27 protein-coding genes are annotated in these 24,324 nt (G+C 56.6%); 9 read left to right on the forward strand and 18 right to left on the reverse strand.

The genetic code is table 11. The features are described 5' to 3' along the window. Positions 1–85: 85 nt before the first annotated feature. The gene (acsA, locus tag J4772_RS17245; protein WP_116059400.1) at positions 86–1,810 is read right to left on the reverse strand and encodes an acetate--CoA ligase; all 1,725 of its coding nucleotides are present in this window, start codon (positions 1,808–1,810) and stop codon (positions 86–88) included. A 243-nt stretch (positions 1,811–2,053) separates the two neighbouring features. On the opposite strand from acsA, the gene J4772_RS17250 reads away from it, so the two are divergent. Together J4772_RS17250 and J4772_RS17255 are read left to right on the forward strand one after the other, a co-directional pair. Continuing rightward, positions 2,054–2,686 (forward strand): GNAT family N-acetyltransferase, encoded by a 633-nt coding sequence (locus J4772_RS17250; RefSeq protein WP_116059399.1) that lies wholly within the window; start codon positions 2,054–2,056, stop codon positions 2,684–2,686. A 39-nt stretch (positions 2,687–2,725) separates the two neighbouring features. Then, entirely contained in the window at positions 2,726–3,898 is a 1,173-nt protein-coding gene (locus tag J4772_RS17255; protein WP_371822904.1) for an acetoin utilization protein AcuC, read from the forward strand. 5 nt (positions 3,899–3,903) lie between these two features. Here J4772_RS17255 and J4772_RS17260 read toward each other — a convergent pair whose 3' ends face one another. The 5 genes from J4772_RS17260 to J4772_RS17280 form a co-directional block, all read right to left on the reverse strand. Then, on the reverse strand, positions 3,904–4,605 hold the full coding sequence (locus tag J4772_RS17260) for a 5'-methylthioadenosine/adenosylhomocysteine nucleosidase (RefSeq protein WP_209076354.1): 702 nt from the start codon (positions 4,603–4,605) through the stop codon (positions 3,904–3,906). An 86-nt stretch (positions 4,606–4,691) separates the two neighbouring features. Further along, on the reverse strand, positions 4,692–5,705 hold the full coding sequence (gene ccpA / locus J4772_RS17265) for a catabolite control protein A (RefSeq protein ID WP_116059396.1): 1,014 nt from the start codon (positions 5,703–5,705) through the stop codon (positions 4,692–4,694). A 133-nt stretch (positions 5,706–5,838) separates the two neighbouring features. After that, positions 5,839–6,015, reverse strand: a complete 177-nt coding sequence (locus tag J4772_RS17270) for a hypothetical protein (protein WP_209076356.1) — start codon at positions 6,013–6,015, stop codon at positions 5,839–5,841. A gap of 132 nt (positions 6,016–6,147) precedes the next feature. Beyond that, positions 6,148–6,558 carry a hypothetical protein gene (locus J4772_RS17275; protein WP_181917490.1) on the reverse strand — a complete coding sequence of 137 codons (411 nt, stop codon included), beginning with the start codon at positions 6,556–6,558 and terminating at the stop codon, positions 6,148–6,150. Positions 6,559–6,628: 70 nt separating this feature from the next. After that, positions 6,629–7,042, reverse strand: a complete 414-nt coding sequence (locus J4772_RS17280) for a VanZ family protein (protein WP_247741125.1) — start codon at positions 7,040–7,042, stop codon at positions 6,629–6,631. 97 nt (positions 7,043–7,139) lie between these two features. Here J4772_RS17280 and J4772_RS17285 point away from each other — a divergent pair, with 97 nt between their 5' ends. Continuing rightward, positions 7,140–7,661, forward strand: coding sequence for a type 1 glutamine amidotransferase domain-containing protein (locus J4772_RS17285; RefSeq protein ID WP_209076360.1), 522 nt, complete (start codon positions 7,140–7,142; stop codon positions 7,659–7,661). A gap of 30 nt (positions 7,662–7,691) precedes the next feature. Here the strand turns inward: J4772_RS17285 and ptsP are convergent, their stop codons facing one another. From ptsP to J4772_RS17315, 6 genes are all read right to left on the reverse strand, one after another. Continuing rightward, entirely contained in the window at positions 7,692–9,443 is a 1,752-nt protein-coding gene (ptsP, locus tag J4772_RS17290) for a phosphoenolpyruvate--protein phosphotransferase (protein ID WP_209076362.1), read from the reverse strand. Next, the gene (locus J4772_RS17295; protein ID WP_116059391.1) at positions 9,440–11,326 is read right to left on the reverse strand and encodes a glucose PTS transporter subunit IIA; all 1,887 of its coding nucleotides are present in this window, start codon (positions 11,324–11,326) and stop codon (positions 9,440–9,442) included. The genes ptsP and J4772_RS17295 overlap by 4 nt, the downstream gene beginning before the upstream one ends. An 82-nt stretch (positions 11,327–11,408) precedes the next feature. Then, positions 11,409–11,837, reverse strand: coding sequence for a CoA-binding protein (locus J4772_RS17300; protein WP_209076364.1), 429 nt, complete (start codon positions 11,835–11,837; stop codon positions 11,409–11,411). 136 nt (positions 11,838–11,973) lie between these two features. Further along, positions 11,974–13,266 carry a 3-phosphoshikimate 1-carboxyvinyltransferase gene (gene aroA, locus J4772_RS17305; RefSeq protein ID WP_209076366.1) on the reverse strand — a complete coding sequence of 431 codons (1,293 nt, stop codon included), beginning with the start codon at positions 13,264–13,266 and terminating at the stop codon, positions 11,974–11,976. A 25-nt stretch (positions 13,267–13,291) separates the two neighbouring features. Then, entirely contained in the window at positions 13,292–13,681 is a 390-nt protein-coding gene (locus tag J4772_RS17310; protein ID WP_209076367.1) for a fluoride efflux transporter FluC, read from the reverse strand. After that, entirely contained in the window at positions 13,678–14,076 is a 399-nt protein-coding gene (locus J4772_RS17315; protein ID WP_116059387.1) for a fluoride efflux transporter FluC, read from the reverse strand. Before J4772_RS17315 ends, J4772_RS17310 begins: the two co-directional genes overlap by 4 nt. Before the next feature lie 67 nt (positions 14,077–14,143). Between J4772_RS17315 and J4772_RS17320 the strand changes: the two genes are divergently transcribed. Beyond that, positions 14,144–14,482 (forward strand): rhodanese-like domain-containing protein, encoded by a 339-nt coding sequence (locus J4772_RS17320; protein ID WP_371822869.1) that lies wholly within the window; start codon positions 14,144–14,146, stop codon positions 14,480–14,482. Here the strand turns inward: J4772_RS17320 and J4772_RS17325 are convergent. Continuing rightward, positions 14,479–15,012, reverse strand: coding sequence for a shikimate kinase (locus J4772_RS17325; protein WP_247741126.1), 534 nt, complete (start codon positions 15,010–15,012; stop codon positions 14,479–14,481). The two genes, J4772_RS17320 and J4772_RS17325, sit on opposite strands and share 4 nt — an antisense overlap. 170 nt (positions 15,013–15,182) lie before the next feature. On the opposite strand from J4772_RS17325, the gene J4772_RS17330 reads away from it, so the two are divergent. After that, positions 15,183–15,476 (forward strand): hypothetical protein, encoded by a 294-nt coding sequence (locus J4772_RS17330; RefSeq protein ID WP_116059386.1) that lies wholly within the window; start codon positions 15,183–15,185, stop codon positions 15,474–15,476. On the opposite strand, the gene gndA is transcribed toward J4772_RS17330, so the two are convergent. Beyond that, positions 15,473–16,888, reverse strand: coding sequence for an NADP-dependent phosphogluconate dehydrogenase (gndA, locus tag J4772_RS17335; RefSeq protein ID WP_209076369.1), 1,416 nt, complete (start codon positions 16,886–16,888; stop codon positions 15,473–15,475). The two genes, J4772_RS17330 and gndA, sit on opposite strands and share 4 nt — an antisense overlap. Before the next feature lie 183 nt (positions 16,889–17,071). Between gndA and J4772_RS17340 the strand changes: the two genes are divergently transcribed. Continuing rightward, entirely contained in the window at positions 17,072–17,602 is a 531-nt protein-coding gene (locus J4772_RS17340; protein WP_116059384.1) for a YceI family protein, read from the forward strand. A 112-nt stretch (positions 17,603–17,714) separates the two neighbouring features. Here J4772_RS17340 and J4772_RS17345 read toward each other — a convergent pair whose 3' ends face one another. The 4 genes from J4772_RS17345 to J4772_RS17360 form a co-directional block, all read right to left on the reverse strand. Then, a complete protein-coding gene (locus tag J4772_RS17345) occupies positions 17,715–18,314 on the reverse strand; it encodes a hypothetical protein (RefSeq protein ID WP_116059705.1) in 600 nt (199 codons plus the stop codon). Between the two features lie 125 nt (positions 18,315–18,439). After that, entirely contained in the window at positions 18,440–19,597 is a 1,158-nt protein-coding gene (locus tag J4772_RS17350) for an ABC transporter permease (protein ID WP_209076371.1), read from the reverse strand. Next, positions 19,594–20,724 (reverse strand): ABC transporter permease, encoded by a 1,131-nt coding sequence (locus J4772_RS17355; RefSeq protein ID WP_209076373.1) that lies wholly within the window; start codon positions 20,722–20,724, stop codon positions 19,594–19,596. The genes J4772_RS17350 and J4772_RS17355 overlap by 4 nt, the downstream gene beginning before the upstream one ends. An 18-nt stretch (positions 20,725–20,742) precedes the next feature. Continuing rightward, a complete protein-coding gene (locus J4772_RS17360) occupies positions 20,743–21,687 on the reverse strand; it encodes an ABC transporter ATP-binding protein (RefSeq protein ID WP_116059381.1) in 945 nt (314 codons plus the stop codon). A gap of 158 nt (positions 21,688–21,845) precedes the next feature. On the opposite strand from J4772_RS17360, the gene J4772_RS17365 reads away from it, so the two are divergent. From J4772_RS17365 to J4772_RS17375, 3 genes are read left to right on the forward strand one after another with little or no spacing between them, the layout of a single operon-like run. Then, positions 21,846–23,003, forward strand: coding sequence for a sensor histidine kinase (locus J4772_RS17365; protein WP_209076375.1), 1,158 nt, complete (start codon positions 21,846–21,848; stop codon positions 23,001–23,003). Beyond that, positions 23,000–23,659: a response regulator gene (locus tag J4772_RS17370; protein WP_116059379.1), complete on the forward strand. Its 660-nt coding sequence runs from the start codon at positions 23,000–23,002 to the stop codon at positions 23,657–23,659. Before J4772_RS17365 ends, J4772_RS17370 begins: the two co-directional genes overlap by 4 nt. Then, positions 23,656–24,297: a YktB family protein gene (locus tag J4772_RS17375; protein WP_209076376.1), complete on the forward strand. Its 642-nt coding sequence runs from the start codon at positions 23,656–23,658 to the stop codon at positions 24,295–24,297. The genes J4772_RS17370 and J4772_RS17375 overlap by 4 nt, the downstream gene beginning before the upstream one ends. Positions 24,298–24,324 lie beyond the last annotated feature (27 nt).

Raw genomic sequence — 24,324 nt, forward strand, 5'->3', positions numbered from 1 at the left:
ACATCCCCTTTCCTTATGTTTACGAAGTTCTTATGTCGGCAAAGGCAAGTACTCCGTTCCTTACAGGAGATACGTGCCCCCTCTATTAATCTTCGATCGTGGACAGATCGCCTGTTGGCAGGTTGAGCTCCCAAGCCTTCAGTACGCGACGCATAATTTTACCGCTGCGAGTTTTCGGCAGTTTGTCCTTGAACTCGATCTCCCGCGGAGATGCGTGAGCGGATAAGCCTTCCTTAACGAACTTGGAGATATCGGCCTTCAACTCGTCGGATGGCTCGAAGCCTTCGCGCAGCGAAATGAACGCTTTGATGATCTCTCCGCGCAGCGGATCGGGCTTGCCGATAACACCGGCTTCCGCAACGGCCGGATGCTCGACCAGCTTGCTCTCGACTTCGAACGGGCCGACCCGTTCGCCCGATGTGTTAATGACATCGTCGATCCGGCCTTGGAACCAAAAGTAGCCTTCGTCGTCCATATAGGCCGAGTCTCCTGAGACGTACCATCCGGGAATATGGAAATATTCCTGGTACTTCGTCGGATTGTTCCAAACGGCGCGCATCATCGACGGCCACGGCGTCTTGATCGCTAGATTGCCCATACGGAACGGAGGCAGCACGTTGCCCTGATCGTCGATAATCGCCGCCTGTACGCCTGGAACCGGACGGCCCATCGAGCCGGGCTTGATCTCCATGCTCGGATAGTTACAGATCAGCTGCCCGCCGGTTTCCGTCATCCACCACGTATCGTGTATGCGTTGGCCGTATACGCGGTTGCCCCAGCGCACAACCTCCGGATTAAGCGGCTCTCCTACGCTCAGCACATGGCGAAGGCTCGACAGGTCAAACGACTTGACGGCATCGTCGCCGGCTCCCATGAGCATGCGGAAAGCGGTCGGCGCGCTGTACCAGACGGTGACTTTATACTTCTCGATCGTAGAGTACCAATCCTGCGGACTGAAACGTCCGCCGCGCACGACGTTCGTCACGCCGTTCAGCCACGGCGCGAAAATGCCGTAAGAAGTTCCCGTTACCCAGCCCGGATCTGCCGTACACCAGTACACGTCGCCTTGGCGCAAGTCGAGCACTACACGGCCCGTATGATAATGCTGCAGCATCGCGTTATGAACGTGCAACACGCCTTTAGGTCTGCCCGTAGAGCCCGAAGTGTAATGAAGAATAAGGCCGTCCTCGCGATCGAGGAAAGTTAGCTCCGCTTCGTCGGACGCGTTTGCCAGCGCTTTGCCGAAGTCGACAATGCCGTCCTCTTCCGCGACGGAATCTCCGTATATGAAAATATGCTTCAGATCCGGCAATTCTTCCCGAGGTACGCGAGAGAGCAGCGCAGGCGTAGTTACTAGCGCAACTGCTCCGCTGTCCTGCAACCGATCTCTGACTGCAGTTTCCATAAACGCTTCGAACAAGGGGCCGACGATAGCGCCAACCTTGATTGTACCGAGCAAACTGAAATATAGCTCGGGCGTCCGCGGCATGAAAATAAATACGCGATCCCCTTTGCCTACTCCCAGCCCGCGAAGCACGTTGGCAAATCGGTTGGATTGCTTGGACAGATCGGCAAAAGTATAGCTCTCTTCGCGCTGATTGTCGCTGTAGTGCAGCGCAATATTGTCGCCCCGGCCCTCAGCAACGTGGCGGTCGATCGCCTCGTATGCCATATTTACCTTGCCGGTCGTCGACCATGTAAACTGCTTCTCGATGTCCGCCCAGTTAAAGCTCTCGACCGCCTCTTCGTAAGATGCCATATTGGACACCTTCGCCGTTACGGCCAATTTTTCGTTCGATTGCAATGTCACTTTGATCACCTTCCCATTAAAATGCGGCCACCCGTTATACGAATGCGCTTTCAGTAACTTGAGGTTAACCCTCCGCCACAGCCATTATACCACAGCACATTCGGAGTCTGCATAGTAGGCAAGGACAATTTCTGTCACTGCAGGGGCAATATTCTTTTGATTGGGGCGCCATAGACACTTTGCTAGGCTTAAATATGCTATAATATACGAAGCTCAAACACGGTTTTATGAGGGGGGAACGGCATGGAGCATATCAAAAAATACGTCCGCCATACGATTGAACGGCACGGCCGAACCCTGATCGTGGAAGGCCCGATCGCACCTGAAGAGCTGCGGCGGCTGACCATGCATCCGAAGCTGGACGCTTTTCGCAGACCTGCGGAGCAGCATGTCGCGCTGGTCGAAATCGCGGAGCTGCCGGAAGGCCGAATTATTGCGGCGCGAGACGGAGACGTCCTCGTCGGATACGTGACTTTCCATTATCCCGACGAGATGGAACGTTGGTCGGAAGGCGGTATGGAAGATCTAGTCGAGTTAGGGGCAATCGAAGTTGCCGACGACTATCGGAATTACGGACTGGGCAAGGCCATGATCTCCGCTGCGTTCGAAGACGGGCAGCTTGACAATATGATTGTCTATACGACCGAATATTACTGGCACTGGGATCTCGAAACCAGCGGTCTGAACGTCTGGGAGTACCGGGAAATGATGGAACGGCTGATGAAATCGGTCGGCATGGTCTGGTTCGCCACGGACGATCCGGAAATTTGCGCGCATCCGGCAAACTGTCTCATGGTGCGGATCGGCAAAGACGTTCCTCTGTCCTCCGCCGAGCAATTCGACCGCGTGCGCTTCAGACAACGTTTTATGTACTAGAAAGGCAGGCGACCAGATCTGGCTTCCTCTACGATATGGATTGACAACCAAGCCTCCGGGCGTTATCGTTTTTCCGACGATCATCCTTTCCATCCGATCCGACTGAAACTGACGGAAAATCTTCTGAGGAAGATCGGAGCGCTGGACGACAAGCAAGCCCTCCCTCCCTTTCCCGCTGCGGAGGCGGAGAGAAGAATCCGGAGCATACATAGACCCGATTATCTTGAAATCGTACAAGCGCTGAGTGCCCCCAAGCCCGATATGAAAGCGCTTAGTGATGCGGAGAGATACGGACTGGAGGAGGACGGAGATACCCCTTACTTTCTGGATATGCACCAGACTGCGGTTGAACTGGCGGCCGGGTCGATGGCAGCCGCGGATGCGGTCATGTCTGGCAAAGCCAAGCGGGCGCTACATCTTTCCGGCGGCCTGCATCACGCCTTTCCCGATCGCGCCTCCGGCTTCTGCGTCTACAACGACGCGGCGGCCGCAATCGGTCATGTGCGGGAAAAGTATTCGGCGCGCGTGCTCTATATCGATACGGACGTCCATCACGGCGATGGAGTTCAATGGTTTTTTTACACGGAGCCCGATGTGTTCACGCTGTCGATTCACGAGACGGGCAAGTTTTTGTTTCCGGGAAGCGGTTTTCCGCATGAACGGGGAGACTCTCATGGCTACGGCGCTTGCTTAAACGTCTCTATGGAGCCCTATACGGAGGACGATTCATGGTTGGACTGCTTCGGTCGAGCGCTCGAGAGCGCGGCCCGCGCCTTCCGTCCGGATCTTATCATCAGTCAGCACGGGTGCGATGCGCACGCTTTCGATCCGTTGGCGCACATTCATTGCAGCATGCGCATTTACCGCGAGATGCCGAAAATGATCCACAGCCTTGCAGATCGATATACCGACGGAAGATGGGTTGCTCTCGGAGGCGGAGGATACGACCACTGGAGGGTCGTGCCGCGGGCCTGGAGCCTGCTATGGCTGGAGATGAACAACCATCCGCTGCTGGCTTCCATCGACGCTCAGAAAGACGGAGGCTTGCTGCCTGAAGGCTGGTCAGACGTGCCTGCCCCTAACAAGCCCGATTACGAGCTGCCTACGACTTGGCTGGACGATGTGAAGAACTGGACGCCAATGCCGCGGCGGACGGAAATTACGGAAAAGAACATCAAAAATTTAGAGATCGCTCTACAGCATATCGGTTAAGCGCCTTAGAGCGACTTCACGATCCCTTCAACAATCGCGTAGGAACGGTTTGACGCTTCCACCGTAAACTCGGCGAAGTTCGCATGCGCCGAGCCGTCGGCTTTGTCGGACATCGAACGGATAATGACGTGAGGGATGTCGTTCATAAAGCACACCTGCGCGACGGAAGCTCCTTCCATTTCCGTACATGCCCCTCCGAACTGCTCGTACAGCGCCTTAACGGTTGCCCGGTCGGCAATGAACTGATCTCCGGACAGAACTTTGCCGACTTTGCAGCAACCTGAATGTACGGCTTTCCCGGCCTCTACGGCAAGGGCAATCAGCCTCTCGTCGGCCTTATACTCCGATACGTCCTGGTACGGGATCGTACCGCGGGGAAAACCGAGAGCCGTAACGTCGACGTCGTGCTGCAGGCTGCTGGAAGAAATGACGATATCACCGATATTCAGCCCCGGATCGACCGCCCCTGCAACTCCGGTAAACAAAATCGCATCGGCCCCGAACTTGTCGATCAGAATTTGCGTGCATACCGCCGCATTCACTTTGCCGACGCCCGAACGCGTCAGAACTACCTTTTTCCCGCGAAATGCGCCGCTGTAATAGGCGATCCCCGCATGAGCTTCCTTTTGCTTGTTCTCCATTTGCGCAAGCAGCAGCTCAATCTCCTCCTGCATCGCCCCGATAATGCCGATCGTTCCAAATGTCATCCGTATCTATCCTTTCTCTCGTCGAGTTTGTCCATAAAGAAGCCCTGCTTCGGCGAAACGCCGGCAGGGCTCTGTCATTGCGAATGTTAGCTGCCTTTCGGTCCGGCAACGGAACGGCGAGCGATCAAGTCATGAGGCAGCGTGACCGTCGCGTTGTCCACGTTTTCTTTCTTCATCAGCTTCGTCAGCAATCTCATTGAGACCGCGCCGATGTCGTACATCGGCTGGGCAACCGTCGTCAGCAGCGGACGCACCATCGACGAGATCCGGCTGTTGTCTACGCTAATGACGGACACGTCGTCCGGAACCGAGAGTCCGGCGTCCTGGATGCAGTGAATCGCTCCGATCGCCATCTCGTCCGTAGCGGAGAATACCGCTGTCGGACGCTCCGGCAGGTTGAGGAAATATTGCATCTCCTCGATGCCCGATTCGTACTTGTAGTTGCCCACGCGTACGTAATCTTCGCGGAAAGCCAAACCGGCTTGCTCAAGCGCGCGCTTGTAGCCTTGGTAACGGGCGTAGCCGTTCGCCGGATCCTGCAGCGTGCCGCTGATCATCGCGATCGAACGGTGCCCTTCCTGGATCAGCTTGGTCACGGCATCGAAGGCAGCCGCTTCATGGTCGATGTCGACGGAAGGGATAACCCCCCTCTCATCCTTCGTACCGCAAAGCACGATCGGCACGTTCGACGTCTTGAACGCTTGAATATGCTCGTCCGTGACTGCGCCGCCCATGAACAACAGTCCATCGACCTGCTTCTCCAACAGCGTGTTGATGACGCGAATTTCCTTGTCCTTGCGCTTATCCGCGTTACACAAAATGATATTGTAGTGATACATGTTGGCGATGTCTTCGATGCCTCTGGCCACTTCCGCGAAATTCGCATTCGCGATATCCGGGATGACAACGCCTACCGTAGTCGTCTTCTTGCTTGCAAGTCCCCGCGCTACGGCATTCGGCCGATAGCCGAGTCTCTCTATCGCTTCGTAAACTTTCTTCCGCGTCTGAGGCTTGACGTTAGGGTTATTATTGACGACGCGGGATACCGTCGCCATCGACACGCCTGCTTCCCGTGCCACGTCGTAAATGGTTACCGTCACTATGATTCGCTCCAATGTACATGACCGCAAACCGGAGGTTTGTCCAATCATGGATGATTAAGGTAATAATACGACAAAACCGTATGTTTAGCAATCAAACCAGCAAAGGTCGTTCAAAAATTGTAAATTTTCATCAAGAACCGCTTAACGTTGCTGCGAGCTTTTCCGACAGAAAATCGTAAGTAATATGCCAGCGGAAGGCGCTCCCCCCGCTTCGCCGTCCTTCACCAAGCTCATCCGCGGAGAGGGTGATTGACACCGCTTCGCGATCTCGTAGCTCAAGAGAGGTAAGCTGCTGCAGGTTGGCCATAAGTTGTCGCCTCCTTGAAAATCGTTACGAATATCGTAGCAGAAAATAAAGCTGCACGCAAAGCAACCGCTGAAAATATAAAGAGGGGCGTCCCTATCTTACCAAATATTAAAGATCAGATCTTCATTAGAGCTACGATACGTATTGGGCGCTTAATTGGCTCAGACGCATATGTATTTCACTCTTCCATGCCTCGTCCTCCAGCGATGAGGCGATGAGCAGCAAATCCAGCAGTCGATCGATTCTTTCCTCGGTCGCTTTAGCGATCGCTGTCGCTTGCAGAGAATCCGAATCGTTCAACGCTTGCGACAGAACCCCCGCCCATTCGTGCACCTGATCGAACGGGATACTGCCAGGTGTAGGTTTGGCGCCGAGTTGACCAACCAGCTTGCCGACATCCTCTTTAATACCCGGAAATACGTCGTTTCTTCCGCAACCCGGACAGTTGTATACGGGAACGTTATTGATATTGACCTTTCTTGCAAAAATGACGGTACGGAGACCGAGACTCATCTCTTCTCCGCATAGACAGTGTTTAAGCAACGGCATTCTCTCCTTACAGTAACCAAGAGCTATCCGTAACTAATTCGTTGATCTGCGCTTTTTCTCCTGCTCAGGAGGCCGTGTAATTTCTGGAACGACGCCAGTCCGACAGCCGCCAGATCAGCAGTACGAGCAAGCTCGCCGCCGCGGCCCCCATGCCGTCGTGGAGCAGATCCAGCGGGTCCGGACTGCGCATCGGCACGAACGATTGATGCCATTCGTCCGTCAACCCGTACAGGACGCAGACGAGGACGTTGAGCAGACAGCCTTTCCACGTAGCCGACAGTCTGCCCATTCCGTAGGCGATCGTCAGAGCAAGGACAAAATATGCCACGTAGTGCATCGGATTAAAATCGGATAAAAAAGGCAGCCATCGCTGAACCCAGGGCAGCACGCTATCGAGCTGGTCCCCGCTCCGCGACGAGGATATGAATATCGCGATCATGCAGAGCAGCGCCGGCGCATATCTCCATTTTCCTTTCAAAACGTTCACTCCTCTCTCGCAAGGTGAAGGACGGGCCAACTTTTGGTACAATGGATGTCTGATTGCTATCGTACTATCGAAATGGAGGTGGCCTGCCATGGCCTCGACCAAAAGGGTCGTTTGTTTGCTTGACGATGAATTCGAAGATTTGGAGCTTTGGTATCCGGTCTACCGAACGCGCGAAGAAGGCGCGGAGGTGCTGTATGCAGGACCAGAGCAAGGGCGCAAACACATTGGCAAGTACGGAGTCCCCGCGGTGGCGGACATTTCCTACGATGAGCTGAACGCCGACAAATTCGACGGCTTGCTCGTTCCCGGCGGTTGGGCGCCGGATAAAATCCGCAGAGACCCTCGCGTGCTGGAGTTTGTACGACGCATGGACGCCGCCGGCAAACCGATCGGGCAAATTTGCCACGCCGGATGGGTGCTCGTCTCGGCGAAAATTCTCGACGGCAGAACGGTGACCTCTACGCCGGGCATCCGCGACGATATGGAAAACGCGGGAGCGACGTGGGTGGACGATGCGGTCGTCGTTGACCGCAATCTTGTATCCGCCCGCAGACCGCCCGATCTGCCGCCGTATGCTAAAGCCTTCTGCGATTTGCTGTTCGGCCGCTGATCCGAAGCCTGCTCCCGGCCTCAATCCGCGCTAGATCAGCGGGTTAGCACCGGGAGCAAGCGCCGCGCCTGCATAAAATTGGCGTGCGAGCTCGCGCGCCTCCTTCGACGTCCGGCAGCGGAACAAGTCGTCCAGCAGCTTGCGGCTGTCCGATGCTTTGGAGCGCAGCAGACGCTCTTTGACCGGCAGGATCGCCTGCGCGGAGAGACTCAATTCGTCGATGCCCAGCGCCAGCCAGATCGGCAGGGCGTTCACGTCGCCGGCGATTTCCCCGCAGATGTTGACGGGAATTCCTTGCGCCTTGGCCGCGTGCGCAACCGTTCGGATCATTCGCAAAATCGCCGGATGGAACGGCTCGTACATATGGCTGATCTGCTCGTTCATCCGATCGACGGCCAGCGTGAACTGGATCAAGTCGTTCGTGCCAATGCTAAAGAAGGACGCCTCTTCGGCCAAAATATCGGCGATCGCCACAGCGGCCGGAACTTCCACCATAATGCCGGGCTTGATGTCCGCGCGAAACGGAACGCTCTCCTCCTGAAGCTCGCGCTTCGCCTCAGCTAGCACCTCGTTCGCCGCCCGCAGCTCCTCAACCGAAGTGATCAACGGATACATAATTCGGACATCCCCGAAATTCGATGCCCGCAAAATGGCGCGAAGCTGAATTTTGAACAGATCTTTGCGTTCCAGACAGAAGCGAATCGCTCGAAAGCCGAGAAACGGATTTTCCTCTTCCGGCATTTCGTAATAGTCCAACTGCTTGTCGCCGCCGATGTCGAGCGTACGGATGACCAGCGTCTCGCCCTTCAGCTTCTGGACGGCGCTGCGATACACTTCGAATTGCTCTTCCTCGGAAGGAAAATACATTCTGTCCATGTACAGAAACTCGGTCCGGAACAAGCCGACGCCCTGCGCCCCGTTGCCTAGCGCCGCCTCCAGCTCCTTCAGGGAGCTGATGTTCGCCGCCAGCGTAAGCGTCACTCCGTCCTGCGTCACGGAGGGCAATTCAGCCAGCTTAAGCAGCTGCTCCTTCTCCGCGAGCTGCCTCCGGCGCATTTCCGTGTACCTGGCGACCATATCCGGAGTCGGATCGACCTGCAGCATGCCGGTCTCGCCGTCGAGAATAAGCAGGTCTCCCGTGCCGATCGGCTGTTCCAGCTTGCCCTCCGCGCCCATCACCATCGGAATGCCGAACGCCCGCGCCATAATGGCCGAATGCGACGTCGGGCTGCCGACCATCGTAACGATGCCGAGCACCAGCTCCGGCTTCAGATGAACGAGCTGGGAAGGAGACAGCTCCCGCACGACAAGCACGAAGGGCTGCGTATCCTCCGGCAGCGAAATTTCCGGAGCGCCAAGCAGATGCTTCAGCAGGCGGTTGCCCACGTCCTTGATATCCAGCGCCCGCTCCTTCATATATTCGTCGTCCAGCAGATCGAACATCGTCACGAAATGATCGATCGCTTCCTTCACGGCGACTTCGGCGACTTTGTACTGACGCTGAATGATGCCTTGAATTTCATTCATGAACACCGGATCTTCCAGGATGGCCAGATGCGCGTCGAATATGCTCGCCTCCGCTGAGCCGACCGCTTCGTCCAGCTCCGTCTTCATCTGGCTGATCTCCGTCTTCGACCGGCGCACCCCCTCGTACAACCGATCGAACTCCTTGGCCAAATCGGCCACGTCGATCTTCTGATCCGGCAGCTCCCACTCCCAATGCGGCAGCACGAAGGCTTTGCCTATCGCAATCCCCTGCGACGCCCCCAATGCCTGTATCATTTCTCCGCCCCCTTGTTCTCTCTCTCGTGTACGACAACCGACATGACCGCGGCCTGACCCTTTTTGACCACTTTATACGGAGCGAATCTCCAGGACTTGACCTTGTCGCTGTTCGTGATCACCATGGGCGTCTCCAGCGATTTGGCATACTGCTTAAGCGTAGGAATGTGAAATTTCAACAGCGGTTGGCCGGGCGATACCTCGTCTCCCATCTGAACGAGCGCCGTGAAGCCTTTGCCCTCCAGTTGCGATGTGTTGATACCGACATGCAGCAGCACTTCCAGACCGTCCTTGGTAACGAGGCCGATCGCGTGCAGCGAAGGATGAATATGAATGATTTTGCCCTGTACCGGCGCCACCAGCTCCCCCTTGTCCGGAATGAAGGCGACGCCGCGGCCGACAAGCCGCTCCGCAAAAATCGGATCGTCGACCTCCTCAAGCGGAATCATTCGTCCCTGCACCGGGGAATGGAATTGAATCCGCTGCACGTCGGTCTGCATGAGCTTATGAATTTCTTCCCGGATCAGCTCCGAGAACGTGCCGAAAACGACCTGCACATGACCGCCGCCAAGACGAATGACGCCCGCCGCCCCGAGATGTCGCAGCGACTGCACGTCGACCTTGCTTTCGTCCTCCAGCGTCAGACGCAGGCGGGTGATGCACGCTTCGAGGCGAACCATGTTCTCCTTGCCTCCGAGGGCCTGCAAAATCAGCGGAGCCCGATACGGAATGTCTCCGGCCCAATCGTCCAGTCGGCTGGCGTCCTCCCGTCCGGGTGTGGCAAGCTGGAAGCGACGGATACTCCAGCGGAACAGCACGTAATAGAGAAGTCCCGTCAAGGCCCCGATCGGCAACAGCAGCCAGCCTCTCTGAGCAAGCGGCAGATTGACCAGATATTCCAGCACGCCGGCCGAGAATGCAAAGCCGTGATGAATATCGAGCTCGTACACAAGCCACATCACGCCTCCCGAGAGCAGCGCATGGACGAGGAACAGATAAGGCGCGACGAATAAGAAAGCGAACTCGACCGGCTCCGTAATGCCGGTCAGGAACGAGCCCAGAGCGGCGGCGCGAAACTGCTTGCTCGTCTTCGGCTTCAGATCCTCGCGCGCCTCGTGAATAATCGCGAAAGCGACGGCCGGCAAGGCGAACATCATCGTCGGGTACAAGCCGGCCATGAAGATGCCCGCCGATTCGTCTCCGGCAAAAAAGCGCGGCAGATCGCCGAAGTAGACCGCTCCGTCTGCCCCTTGGTACTCGCCGACCTGGAACCAGAACAGATGATTCAAAATATGGTGAAGTCCGAACGCAACCAGAATGCGGTGAAGAAAGCCGTACAGGAACACGCCGAAGCCGCCCGCCGAATGGACGAGCGTGCCTGCGGATACCGCCCAGCTCTTCATCCCTTCGCCCAGACCGATCATGAGCCAAGCGAATGCGAGCGACAGGACGCTCATAAACAGCGGTACAAATCTGGAACCGCCGAGAAACTGCAAATATTCGGGCAGCCGGAACGATTTGAACCGCTCGTGCGCCCAAGCGGACGCGATGCCGATGACGGCGCCCGCGAACATCGACGGCTGGACGCCCTCCGGATCGTACGTATGCGTAACGACATGAAAAATAAACATCGCGACGAGCGCACCCATTCCCGCCATAGCGGACTGGTTGGACATCCCGAGTGCGATACCGATCGCGAACACATAGGGAACGTATTGAAAAATCGTCATGCCTGCGGCGTGCAGCATTTCCGGCACTTGCGTCCAGCCCAGCGAATCCCATGGCAATCGCGCCAGCATCAGAAAGATGGCCGCAGCAGGCAGCACCGTCATCGGCAGCATCATTGCCCGGCCCAGCCTCTGCAAATAACCGATTCCGTACATGGCTTTCCTCCTTCCCGGAACGATCTCGCGGCGCCTCCGTCAGCGATGACGACGGCGCCGCGGATGGGAACGGGCCAATTAATCAGGCTTTTCCGTTCGGCAGCAGAATGGAATCCTCCACTTTAATACAGCGATCCATAATGACGTTAAGACCGCCTTCGGCAGCGATCGCTCCCGCTTCCTCGTTCAGAATGCCAAGCTGCAGCCATAGCGTTTTGGCGCCGATCTCGACGGCCTCCCGCGCGATCGGAGGCGTATGCTCCGGGCGGCGGAACACGTTGACGATGTCGACCGGCTCCGGGATGTCCTTCAAGGAAGCGTAAGCTTTCTCTCCCAGAATCGTCGTTGCCTTCGGATTAACCGGAATAATGCGATAGCCTTTGCGCTGCATCGCTTCCGACACCATATGCGAAGTCTTGGACGCATCGTCGGACAGACCGACGACGGCGATTACGGTCGATTGCTCCAAAATTTGCTTGATCTCTTCACGGGACGGATGAACGTAAGCCATTTAGCATGCCTCCCTTATTTTAACGATTCAGAATAGATAAGTTTCACGTACCTCTCTTTGTCTGAATCGTCTTCGCAAAGCTGCTCCGGCGCGTTTAGACGCCGAAGGCGTTTTTGCTTGGCGAGCGGATTTTCGGTTAGTCTGTCCATTCGACCTGAGCGCCAAGCGACTTCAGATGGTCGAAGTAGATCGGATACGATTTGGCGACGTGGTGCGCGTCCTTGATGCGAATCGGACGAGCGGAACGAAGGCCGACAATCGTCAACGCCATAATGACGCGGTGATCGTAGTGCGCGTCGATCTCCACGCCCCCTTCTACGCCTTCCGGACGTCCATGAACGATGATCTCGTCCCGCTTCTCGTCGACCCGCGCTCCCGCCTTGCGCAGTTCCGTCAAGTAATCGGTAATGCGGTCGCATTCCTTGTAGCGCAGGTTTTCCACGTTATAGAAGCGAGAGATTCCATCCGCGAACACGGCAGCGGCGACCATTGCCAGCACGCCGTCGGTGAACTCGTCCCCGTCGAACTCGCCAGCCGTAAGTTTGCCGTTGCCGCGGATATGCACGATACCGTTCTCGTGCGTAAGCGGTACGTTCATCGCCTTCAACACATCGACGACCGCACGCTCCCCTTGCTTGCTGTCTTCCTTCAGCCGGTGAACGACGACGTCCGACTCGGTGACGGCCGCGGCGGCAAGAATGGCTGCAGATCCCGGGTAGTCGCCTTGGACCGTGTAGGTCTGAGCTTTGTATTTCTGCCTGCCGGGAACCCGAAAATGCATTAAATCCTCAGACGCCTCAATAACGATGCCCGCCTGCTCCAGCACCTCCAGCGTCTGGCCGACAACAACTTTTGATTTCAGATCGTGCAGCACTTCGATCTCGCTGTCCTCATCGAGCAACGGCGTCAAAAACAGCAGCGAGCTGAGGAACTGCGAGCTGACGCTGCCCGAAACTTGAATTTTGCCGCCGCGAGGCTGACCGCCGCGAATCGTCATCGGCAGCCGACCGTTCTGATGCTCGATGCGCACGCCCATGCTTTCCAGCGCAGTAATCAGATCGTCATGAGGTCTCTTGCCAAGTGACGCCGGATAAGAGTTGACGAAGTGAACCTCCGGCAACAGCGCCGCCACCGACATAATGAATCTCAAAACCGCGCCCGCGTTGCCGACGTCCAGTTCCTTCGTCGGGCGCGGATGGCGTCCGAAGCCAGTAATGACGATTTTCTCGTCGTCCTCCTCGACGATCGCGCCGAGATCGCGAATGCAGCGGCGCATCGCTTCGCCATCCTCGCTGTGCGCAGGATACAAAATCGTGCTTGTTCCTTCCGCCAGCGCGGAAACGAGCAAATAACGCGTCGTATAATTTTTGGAGGATAGCGCTTGAATTTCGCCGTTCAGTCTGCCAGTCGGGGTTACGATCATATCCATGTTCGATAAACACGCTCCTTAGAAGCTATAAATGATAAATCAGGCTGCCCGCGCCGACGCCGGCCGCAGTCAGCGCGAATCCGCCGACATACGTCGCGGCAAGGTACAGATAAAGCGTTCGCCTGGCGGCCCCGCCGCCGCGATACAGCGTCGCCTTCTGCACGTTAAGGGTAGAGTAAGTCGTCAGCCCGCCCAAAAAACCGATCCCGGTTAATGCATATACCGCAGCGTTGCGCTGCTCAAGCCCGATTCCGATCAGCACGCCCATCGCCAGCGAACCGACAAGGTTGACGACCAGCGTACCGTAGAAACCCGGCTTGCCTTCAGCTGCGATCCAGCGGCCGACTCCGTAGCGGAGCAGCGCTCCCGCCGAGCCGCCCAAGCCGACCAGACATGCAAGACCAAAGCCGCTCATACTCGCCTCGCCCCTCTCTTACCTTTAGCGGTTCCAAGGGAGAGTCCTAGCGCAGCCAGCGCCCAGCCTGCCGCTGCGCTGATGAATACGTATGCCGCCGCGATGGCGTAGGCATGCTGCTCCAGCATAAGCCAGAGCTGCCCGTTAAACGCGCTGAACGTCGTATAAGCGCCGAGAAAGCCGGTTCCCAATAAATCCCCGGCCCAAGCCAAGGCGGGTTTGTCCGTTAACCAGCCGGTTAGCAGGCCCAGCAGCAGCGAGCCGGACAAGTTGATCAATGTCGTCGCCCACGGAAAGGCATCCGAGGCTGCCGAGACGGGAAATAAAAATCCGATTCCATACCGCGCGAGCGCTCCCAGGCAACCTGCAAGCGCGACGCCAAGCGCGATTCTCATATCTCATACCGCCTATCGTTTGACAGCGCCGTGCGCAGTTTCTTATGATGAGGCTATATACTTCCTGATGGAAAGGCTGATTCTGATGAGTCACTATAGCACAATATCCGCCGAGGACTTGAAAGCCCGGCTGGATGCCGGGGAAACTCCCCATATGATCGACGTTCGCGAAGATTACGAGGTCGCGCAGGGCATGATTCCCGGAGCGCTGCACCTTCCGCTGGGCCAAGTGCCGCAACAGATCGATTCGATCACAAAGCATGAAGAAATCATTTTGATTTGCCGAAGCGGCGCCCGCAGCGACAGAGCCTGCCAATTTCTCGCTTCGCTCGGATACGAAGGCTCCGTCAACCTGATCGGCGGAATGCTCGCCTGGAACGAGCTCGAGCTGGGGGAAGAAGATTAAAGCCAGCCGTCCGGAAGTCCCCGCAGCAGCGCCTCGGCGACTTCTTCGGGCGACTTGTCCGACGTGTCCACCTTCGCATTCGCAAAATCGTAGGCATGCCGTCTTGATTCCAGCAGCTGCGTAACCCGCGCTTCGGCATCGCCGGCAAGCAGCGGTCTCGTTCCCGTCTCGGCGCTCGTCACGCGGCGGACGAGGCTCGCTTTGTCCGCCGTCAGCGCAACGACCCAACCGCGCTCCAGCATCTGCTGCCGATTGCTTTCGCGCAGCACGGCGCCCCCGCCGGTGGCGACGATTCGTCGCTCTCCGCTCAGCGCCTGTCGCACAGCCTGGCTCTCCCAATCCCGGAAAGCGGTCTCTCCGTCGTCCGCGAAGATTTGCGGAATGGACTTGTCCGCCGCCTTCACGATCTCTTCGTCCGTATCCAGACTCTCCCAGCCCAGACGCTCGGCCAGCAGACGGCTGACCGTCGATTTGCCGGTTCCCATGAAGCCGACAAGAATAATGTTGCGGCTAAAGCCTGTCCCGCTCACCACGCGTTCCCCATTCCTTATAAAGGTTCATTCAAAAAGTCCGGTTTTGATCATTAAGTTATTTATTTTTACTTTTTATCCATCATAGCACAACGATTCCAAGGTATAAAACGACGAGTTTTTCCGTAAGTTTGATAGTGTACAATCCTGTGCCCAAAGGGGATGACGCAGTGAACAACTACCGACCCCAACCGCCGTCCGAGCAGCCTCTCCGCCGCCTTCTCGATCCTTCCCATCCTTTGCAACGGGAGGACGTTCTGTGGGCCCTCGGCTTTATTAAGAAAAAAGTGGCCGATGGAGCCCCCGAATGGTCGGGACTCGATCGGCCACAGCTGCTTGCCCATTTTGCCTGCTTTGCGGACATGGCCTTGCTGCTGCTTCATCGGCGCAGCCCGAGCAGCCGGGAAACCGACTGCTTCCGCGCGATGCTGAGCGAGCTGCTGCCGCGCGGGCAAGAGCGTTAGGAATTGATCCAGTTGTGGTGGAACGTGCCTTCCTTGTCCACCCGCTTAAACGTGTGCGCGCCGAAATAGTCTCGTTGCGCCTGCAGCAGGTTGGCCGGAAGACGCTCCGAACGGTAGCTGTCGTAGTACGCGAGCGCGCTCGCGAACGACGGAACCGGCACGCCGTATGCGACAGCCGTCGTGACAACTTCGCGCCATGCGTCCTGGTACGACTCGACGACGCCTTTGAAGTACTCGTCCAGCAGCAGGTTGCGCAGCTGAGGGTCGCGGTCGTAGGCGTCTTTGATGTTTTGCAGGAAACGCGCGCGGATGATGCAGCCGCCGCGGAAAATCATCGCAATATCCCCGTAACGCAGGTTCCAGCCGTACTCCTCGGAAGCGGCGCGCATTTGCGCGAAGCCTTGCGCGTAGGAGCAGATTTTGCTGGCGAACAACGCCTTGCGCACGCTCTCGATGAATGCCGTCTTGTCGCCTTGGAACGGCTTCGTTTGCGGCCCTTTAAGCACTTTGCTTGCAGCGACGCGCTCTTCCTTCATCGCGGAGAGGAAACGCGAGAATACCGATTCCGTAATGATCGACAGCGGTACGCCAAGGTCGAGCGCGCTCTGGCTCGTCCACTTGCCTGTGCCCTTCTGCCCAGCCGCGTCAAGAATGACGTCGACCATCGGCTTGCCGGTCTCGGAGTCCTTCTGCGCGAAAATATCGGTCGTAATCTCGATCAGGTAGCTGTCCAGCTCGCCTTTGTTCCACTCGCCGAAAATTTCGTGCAGCTCGTCCGTCGAAACGCCGAGTACGTCCTTCAGCAATTGGTAAGCTTCGCAAATGAGCTGCATGTCGCCGTACTCGATGCCGTTGTGCACCATTTTGACGTAGTGTCCGGCTCCGTCGGGTCCGATGTATGTACAGCACGGGTCTCCGTTCACCTTCGCGGAAATGCCGGTCAAAATCGGCTCGACAAGGCGATAAGCTTCCTCAGGTCCGCCCGGCATGATGGACGGGCCTTTCAGCGCGCCTTCTTCGCCGCCGGAGACGCCGGTTCCGATAAAGTGGAAGCCCTTCTCCGTCAGTTCCTTGCTGCGGCGCTGAGTATCCGGGAAGTAGGCGTTGCCGCCGTCGATAATGATATCGCCTTTATCCAGATGAGGCGTGAGAGAGTCGATCGTCGCATCGGTGCCCGCTCCGGCTTGAACCATGATCAAAATTTTGCGGGGCTTCTCCAGAGAGTTCACGAACTCTTCGACTGAGTAAGAGCCGACAAGCTTCTTGCCTTGACCTTCCGTATTCAGCAGGTCGTCGGTCTTCTCTCTCGAACGGTTATACACCGCAACGGTGAATCCGCGGCTCTCGATGTTAAGGGCCAGATTGCGGCCCATGACGGCCAAGCCGACAACGCCAATGTTAGCTTTCGACATGATTTTCTTCATCCTTTAGCGCAAAAATTTTCACAATAAGACTATTGTACTCCTTTTGCCCGGAGATGAAAACCATCATTTGCTTTCCCGCGGTCGGCATTAAAAAGGCTGCAAAAAAACTCTTGCTTTTCTTCGTTACTTATTATTTAATAGTTAATATAAATTATAAAGGATGTGTTCATAATGGCAGCAAGCACTTGGAACTTGGATAAATCCCACAGCGGTATTACCTTCAGCGTAAGACACATGATGATTACGAACGTACGGGGCAGCTTTAACGACTTCGACGCCGTCGTATCCGCGGACGCGTCCGATCTGACAGGTCTGGAAGCTTCGCTCACGATCGACGTCAACAGCATCGACACCAAGGACGAAGGACGCGATGGCCATCTGAAATCTCCGGATTTCTTCAACGCCGAGCAATTCCCGCAAATCGCCTTCAAGAAGACGGCGCTCGTCGCTAAAGGCGGAGAAGATTACGCGCTAACCGGCGACCTGACGATCGCAGGCGTGACCAAATCCGTAACGTTGAACACCGAAATTTCCGGCCCTGCCAAAGATCCTTGGGGCAACACGAAGTTCGGCGTTGTCGCAGACGGCTCGATCAGCCGCTCCGAGTTCGGGTTGAGCTGGAACGCCGCGCTTGAGACGGGCGGATTTCTCGTCGGCGACGCCATCAAAATCCATATCGAGCTCGAGTTCGCCCAAGCTTAATCCGACCTCGTACAACCGAAACGACAGAAAAAGCGGAGCCATCGTCTTCTCAGATGATGCTCCGCTTTTGATATATGGAGGAGAAAATATCGAGGTTAAGGATTTACGGGCGCTACAGCTCCAGCTGCAGCATTTCCAGCCTCATCGTCTTCAGCTTTTCTTTGCTCGTCTCTGCCGCTTCCTGCCATCCGTTCTGAATCGCTTCGTGAAGCACGGCAAGCTCGTAATCGATTTCAAGCCGCAGAACTCCCGCTCGCAGCTCAGCCCTGTTCGACTTGAACGCTTGCACCATGTCTTCCACCGTTACCTGTGGTCTCTTCTGGAAAATAATGCGATGCTCCATGCCGGACACCTCCACGAGTCGGATAATTTCGCCAAACATGATATTCTCGATTCTAAGCACCTGGCGATCATGAATTCGCTTGACGACAGCGTGGCCGCGGGAATCGTTGATCAGCTTTTCGATCCATAAGGAAAGCTTCTCGTCTCTGACCAAGTAATCCCCCACCATTTTGTAGCGGCCCATCGTTCTGAGAAATCTCAGCTTCAGGAGCTTGCGCCCCGTTCGCACCGACACAATAAAATGATGCTCGCTTTCGTTCCAGTACAAGGAATAACCGTCCTGAATCAGCTCGCGGATCAAGTTCTGGATTTGCCTGCGGTCGAAGCGAAGCTCCAGATTGCAATATTCCACTTCATAGCTCCGGTTCACGGCCATCCCTCCTCCCACCTTGCGCGCATGGCATGAGACGTTGACCGAATTGTCAGAATATTGTGTCTTACTTCTATCTTATACTTCATTGTATGTTATGGCAACTTGGTTTCTTGACTATTTTTTTAGCGCTCCGCCGGACGAAGCGCATAAGAGCCGAAGGCGAGCAGCACGGCGGCGAACAACGCCAGCACGCCCAGCTGAAGTCCGATGCCGGACAGCGTTTGGCCGGACGAAGCTTGATCGAGCGCTGCGATCGCCCATCTCTGCGGCGTGAAGTTCGCCAGCTTCTGCATGAACTCCGGCATCATCGCAAGCGGCCAGAAGCAGCCGCCAATCATGCAGGTCGGAATGACGATCATATTGTTGATGCTGCCGAGCATCGCGCTGTTTTTCACCAGCGCCGCCGCAGCGGAAGACAAACCGACGGCAGCCAGCAGGAAGCATTCCATTACCGCGAGGAGCACGCCGAACGGCATGCCCAGATCAAACCCGATCACATAACGCGTCACGATCAGAATAAGAACGAGCTGCAAGGTTCCAAGAAGAAAACAGCCGAGGAAGTTGCCTACGGCGATCTCTACCGCACGGATCGGCGCCACGAACATTCTGGCCATCGTCCGGTTGTCGCGATCTTCGACGACTCCATGAATAGATTGGTTCACCAGCATCATCACAAACAAGAGCATGAGTCCGACAACGAGCACGTAGGCATTGTCGGTCTCATAAACAAGCCGCTCCCGTTCGACGCGCAGCCCTTCCGTCGTCTGTCGTTCAAGCAGCGTCCGCGCAAGCGCCTCCCGATTCTCCGGGCGCTCCTCCGCGGCGGCGGCCAGCGCGATCGAGCTCGCCAGCCGATCCGTCGTCTCCGACAACGCCAAGCTTAGCGATACGTTCCACTGCTTTTCGTTTTTGCGGATAAGCTGGACTGCCGTTTCCTCGCCGCTCAACAGCCTGTTGGTGAAACCGGGAGGAATATAGACCAGCGCCCCCCACTCTCCGTCGTACACCTTGCTCTTCAACTGCTCCAGGTCGCTTGAGGCTCCGTTCTGCTCCAGCAAATCGTAGATTTCGTCGGAACGGATCGCAGCCGCGACGTGCTGGCCGAGCCAGCCGCCGTCCTCGTTCAGCAGCGCGACGGGAATGCGCTCACCGGTCGTTCGGCCGAACAGACCGACGATTCCCGAGATGATCAGGATCGGGAGCAGTACTAGCGTTAGCAGCGCTTTGCGGTTACCGACCGTTCTACGTATTTGAAGCCGGGCAATGATGAGACTTTTCACGATAACGCCACCGCCTTTCGAAATCTGAGCATGGCCGCCGCCATAATGATAACTGTAATCGTTCCGAGAATGAGCGCGTCCTGCCAGCCTTCGCCCAACGTTCCGCCCGCCATCAACCGGCGAAGCGCTTCATTGGCCCAATGATTGATCGTAAACTTGCCAATCTCGCGCATGCCCGGTCCGAGATCGGCGATCATTCCGCCGCTTATGAAAGTCATCGATGTAATAACGAGGCTGAAGATCGATTCGATCGCCCTCCGGCTGCGGGTGAAGGATGCGACGAGAATTGCAAAGCCGATCGCAGCCGCGGCTACAAGCGCACAGACAATCGCGATCGCGCCGTAGCTCCCTCCCCAATCGACGCCGTATACCGCCTTGGTGAAGCCGACGATCACGGCTGCCTGCAAACAGGCGAACAGAGCGGAGCCCAGCAGCTTGCCGAACAACAGGACGTTCAATGATACGGGCATCGAATATAGGCGCAGCAGCGTTCCCTTTTGCCGTTCATCGGTCAGCCCGAGCGCTGCGGACATGCCTGAATACAGCAGAAACATGATCAGATAGGCGACCGAATAATATTGTACAGCCGAAAAGTTATTGAAATCCGTCGTGTTCCGGGTACTCAACGTACCGATCTGCACCCTCTCCGCGGCGGCAGCGCGGGCCATGCTCGCTTCGAGCGCTTCGCCGGACAGGTTCGGAATCGCAGCGGCAGCCGTCCGGCGCACATTCGCGTCCGCGACGAACCGATTCAGGACGGATTCGGCGACTAAATTGCGTTCAGTGAACTGTCCGGGATAATAACGGACGCCTTCCGCGGTCAACGCAAACCCGAAATCCGCTTTGCCCTTGCGCACATCCTCGCGAACCTCGTTCTCGCTGGCTCGCGTCAGCGCACGGACATAGCCTGCAACCTCCGGGGAAGCCATATAGCGTTCCGCGGCTTCGCCGAGCGGGTTCCCGCTCTCGACGGATACGGATAGATCGATCGGTTCAAGATCGCTTTCCAACGCGTTGCCAAGCAAGAAAATGAGCATCAGCGGCAATCCCAGCATCATTAGAATAACGGTGCGGATTCGGCATAGCCGGACAACCTCGTTCCAGGCTACCCACAGGGTCAATCTCATATCGCATCCTCCTCCCCGCTAAGCTTTGTCCCGCAGCGTCCGGCCCGTCAGCGTCAAAAACAGGCTTTCCAAATCCGGCTCGACGCGGGTCAGCTTCTGCAGCTTTAATTCATGCTTGGTCAAAATAAACAAAATATCCTGCAAATACGTCTGCGATTCCTGCAGCACCAGCTCCAACTGTGAATCCTCGCGTTTCTGAAAGGAGGTCACCCGGGGATGACTGCGAATTTCGGCTGCGGCTTCATCCGTCAGACGATTCGTCTCGAGCATCAGCCGCTCCTCCAGACCGGCCTGAAGAATCAATTCCTCCTTCGTTCCGTGCGCGACCAGCCTGCCTTGATCCATGATCCCGATTTTGGTGCTGATCGCCTCGACCTCTTCCATGTAATGACTCGTGTAGATGACGGTCGAACCCATCTCGTTCAGCTTTTTGACCGATTCCAAAATATGATTGCGCGACTGCGGATCGATGCCGACGGTCGGTTCGTCCATGATGATCAGCTTCGGCCGATGCATAATGGCGCAAGCGATGTTCAGTCGCCGCTTCATGCCCCCGGAGAAAGTAACCGGCCTGCCCTTGGCGAAATCCTGCAGCCCCGTAAACTCCAGCGCCTCCTCTACTCTTTCCTTAAGCAGATTTCCTCTTAGCCCGTACAACTTACCGAAAAACGTCACGTTTTCCCTGGCCGACAGCTGCTCGTAGATGGCCAGCTCTTGCGGCACAAGCCCGATTCTGCTTTTGGTCTCAAGCGGGCGCTTCGCAACGGAGTAGCCGTCAAGCGCGATCTCCCCGCCATCCATCGGCAGCAGGCCGGAGAGCAGATGGATCGTCGTGCTTTTCCCCGCGCCGTTGGGGCCGAGCAAGCCGAATATTTCCCCCTCCGCAATGTCCAGGTTTAGGTGATTAACGCTTATTTTCGTATCGTATTTTTTAACGACGTTTTTGAATTGCACGAACGTCATGCCGACAGCCCCTCTCTAACTTGTTGACTTCATTATAGGGGATCGGCGATTCGCCGACAGGTATACTGAGTCACCGCTTTTCACGCGTCGAGGTGACAAAAGTCATTTCTTGAATGCTATAATGGGAATCACTCAGGCATTACGGAAGGAGTTCCCTCATGAGGCTGCCTCTTGTCTGGCTTCAGCACCTTCTGGTCGCGGCGCCCGCGATCGCCACGCTCTACGAAGTCGACATCCCCTCAGTCGGAAAATACGTCGCTTGCATTCTTCTGGCGCTGCTGTACTCGCGATTGCTGCTGCCGGCCCGCAAGCTCGCGATGCTGCTCATTCCGCTCGGTATGATCGCTTTCTCGCTGCTTTATCACGAATATGGGGGACTGCTCTATTTTCTCCAGTACTCCTTGCTCGTCTCCGCCGTTCTGTGCTTAAACAAACCGGTCGAGCTTGGCGTTGCGCTCCTTCTATCCGCCGTGGTTCTCAACTCCGGTGCGGATCGACTTCCCGTTGGCACAGTCTGGACGATGAACATCGTCTGGCTGATTATCGCACTGTTCGTCGCCGCCGTCTTCTTGCAGAAGCGTCAGGCCGAGCGATTGGAAAATGCGGTTGAGGCACTCGCGGGCAGCCAAGAGCAGCTTGAGCAGGAGCGGGCGCGCGCGATGGAATATGCTCGCAAGGTGGAGGATTATGCGCAGGTCCAGGAACGCAGCCGAATCGCCACCGAGCTGCACGACGATCTAGGCCACAGGCTGATCCGGGTGAAAATGATGACCGAGGCGGCGCTCCAGCTCATGGAACGCAATCCGGCTCAAGCGACGGGGCTGATCGAGCAGGTGCGCGGACAGTTGGAAGAAAGCATGAACAATATGCGGTATACGGTTCGGAAGCTGCAGCCCGTCGATTCCGCAGGCGCGAGACGATATGCGCTGCATCGCCTAATCGAGGACGCGGCGAGAGATTTGCGGATCGAGGTCGATTTTGCGGTAACCGGCAACCCGTTCCCGCTCTATCCGAGTCTGGAGTTCGTGCTGTACCGGAACGCCCAGGAGGCGATTACCAATGCAGTCCGGCACGGCGGCGCTACCGCGGTTGAGGTCGGGCTCGATTTCGCGGAGGACCGGATCGCCATGAACATTTCCAACAACGGCAAGCCTCCCGGTCAGCTCGCTCCGGGTATGGGGATTAAAGGAATGCAAGACAGATTGGCCGTTGTCGGCGGACAGCTCCGCATCGCCATGGAGCCTCGGTTCGTCCTGTCGACGATCGTTCCGTACTCACGAACGCGGCCAGCGCAGGAAAAGGGGATTATGTCATGATTCAATTGGTTATTGTGGACGACGATCCGTTCATTCGGGAAAGCTTAAAGCTCATTCTCGACCTGGACCCCGATCTAACGGTTATCGGCACATGCGGAGACGGCGAGGAAGGTTACCGATTCGTCAAGGAGCATCCGGAGACGGACATCGTTCTGATGGACATTCGCATGCCGGGATGCGACGGCGTTGAAGGGACGCGCAAGCTGAAAACGCTGGACAAGCCGCCGGCGGTGCTTATTCTGACGACCTTCGATGACGACGAATATATCGTGCAGGCGATCCGCAACGGCGCCAACGGCTACTTGCTCAAAAACGTGCCGCCGGCCCGGATCGTCTCCGGGATTAAGTCGGTCGTCGAAGGCAACCATCTTATCCATCCGGACATCGCCCGCAAGCTGGCCGGCCTGCTGGACCAGCGGGATTCGCGCGAGTCTGCCGGCGGAGCGGCCAAGAGACTAGCGGATTCCGGACTCACCCCTGCGGAGCAGGATATCGTTCGTCATATTGCCGACGGCAAATCCAACAAAGAAATCGCCGGAGCGATGTTTCTTAGCGAAGGTACGGTGAAAAATTACATCTCTGAAATTTTAGGAAAGCTGGGCCTTCGGGACCGCACTCAGATCGCTATTTTTTATTTGAAGGAGTCAAGAGCATGAGCGCAATCGCAACGGATAGTTTCACAGGGTTCGAGGACAAGGATTTCGAGGTGTTCGAAATTGAAGGGCTTGAGGCGCGCATGGAGGCGCTGATCGCCCGGGTACGGCCGAAATTTCATCAGTTGGGAGAGCGTATGACGCCGTTTTTGACCGAGGCTTGCGGCGAAGAAATGTTTACGCATGTCGCCAAACACGCCAGAAGAACCGTTAACCCGCCGAACGACTCGTGGGTCGCCTTCGCCCCCAATAAAAGGGGATACAAGGCCCACCCTCACTTCCAGATCGGCCTCTGGTCGACGCACGTCTTCGTGCAATTCGCGGTCATTTACGAATGCCCGAGCAAGGATCAGTTCGCCGAGCGGGCACTGGCTGAGCTGTCGTCGATTCGCGGCTCTGTCCCTTCGTCCTATGTATGGTCGAAGGACCATATGGTGCCGACGGGTTTGGTTCACGGAGATCTGGCAGACGACGAGCTTAAGGAGCTGTTTACGCGACTGAAAACGGTCAAAGCGGCCGAGCTGACCTGCGGCATTCACATTCAGCGCGGAGATCCGCTGCTGGCCGACGGAGAAGCGTTCATGAAGCGCGCCGAAGACACGTTCCGCACGCTGCTGCCTCTGTATCGGATGGCGCTGTAAGGCGAAGGGCTGTCCCATAAGCATGTC

It is taken from the genome of Cohnella sp. LGH, from assembly GCF_017671885.1.
Taxonomy (GTDB): Bacteria; Bacillota; Bacilli; order Paenibacillales; family Paenibacillaceae; genus Cohnella; species Cohnella phaseoli.

Excerpts from the sequence above, each read along its gene's own strand:
- J4772_RS17250 (WP_116059399.1), top strand. The coding sequence starts at position 2,054 with ATGGAGCATATCAAAAAATACGTCCGCCATACGATTGAACGGCACGGC.
- J4772_RS17260 (WP_209076354.1), bottom strand. The coding sequence starts at position 4,605 with ATGACATTTGGAACGATCGGCATTATCGGGGCGATGCAGGAGGAGATT.
- J4772_RS17270 (WP_209076356.1), bottom strand. The coding sequence starts at position 6,015 with ATGGCCAACCTGCAGCAGCTTACCTCTCTTGAGCTACGAGATCGCGAA.
- J4772_RS17285 (WP_209076360.1), top strand. The coding sequence starts at position 7,140 with ATGGCCTCGACCAAAAGGGTCGTTTGTTTGCTTGACGATGAATTCGAA.
- ptsP (WP_209076362.1), bottom strand. The coding sequence starts at position 9,443 with ATGATACAGGCATTGGGGGCGTCGCAGGGGATTGCGATAGGCAAAGCC.
- J4772_RS17295 (WP_116059391.1), bottom strand. The coding sequence starts at position 11,326 with ATGTACGGAATCGGTTATTTGCAGAGGCTGGGCCGGGCAATGATGCTG.
- J4772_RS17300 (WP_209076364.1), bottom strand. The coding sequence starts at position 11,837 with ATGGCTTACGTTCATCCGTCCCGTGAAGAGATCAAGCAAATTTTGGAG.
- aroA (WP_209076366.1), bottom strand. The coding sequence starts at position 13,266 with ATGGATATGATCGTAACCCCGACTGGCAGACTGAACGGCGAAATTCAA.
- J4772_RS17310 (WP_209076367.1), bottom strand. The coding sequence starts at position 13,681 with ATGAGCGGCTTTGGTCTTGCATGTCTGGTCGGCTTGGGCGGCTCGGCG.
- J4772_RS17315 (WP_116059387.1), bottom strand. The coding sequence starts at position 14,076 with ATGAGAATCGCGCTTGGCGTCGCGCTTGCAGGTTGCCTGGGAGCGCTC.
- J4772_RS17320 (WP_371822869.1), top strand. The coding sequence starts at position 14,144 with ATGGAAAGGCTGATTCTGATGAGTCACTATAGCACAATATCCGCCGAG.
- gndA (WP_209076369.1), bottom strand. The coding sequence starts at position 16,888 with ATGTCGAAAGCTAACATTGGCGTTGTCGGCTTGGCCGTCATGGGCCGC.
- J4772_RS17340 (WP_116059384.1), top strand. The coding sequence starts at position 17,072 with ATGGCAGCAAGCACTTGGAACTTGGATAAATCCCACAGCGGTATTACC.
- J4772_RS17355 (WP_209076373.1), bottom strand. The coding sequence starts at position 20,724 with ATGAGATTGACCCTGTGGGTAGCCTGGAACGAGGTTGTCCGGCTATGC.
- J4772_RS17360 (WP_116059381.1), bottom strand. The coding sequence starts at position 21,687 with ATGACGTTCGTGCAATTCAAAAACGTCGTTAAAAAATACGATACGAAA.
- J4772_RS17365 (WP_209076375.1), top strand. The coding sequence starts at position 21,846 with ATGAGGCTGCCTCTTGTCTGGCTTCAGCACCTTCTGGTCGCGGCGCCC.
- J4772_RS17370 (WP_116059379.1), top strand. The coding sequence starts at position 23,000 with ATGATTCAATTGGTTATTGTGGACGACGATCCGTTCATTCGGGAAAGC.
- J4772_RS17375 (WP_209076376.1), top strand. The coding sequence starts at position 23,656 with ATGAGCGCAATCGCAACGGATAGTTTCACAGGGTTCGAGGACAAGGAT.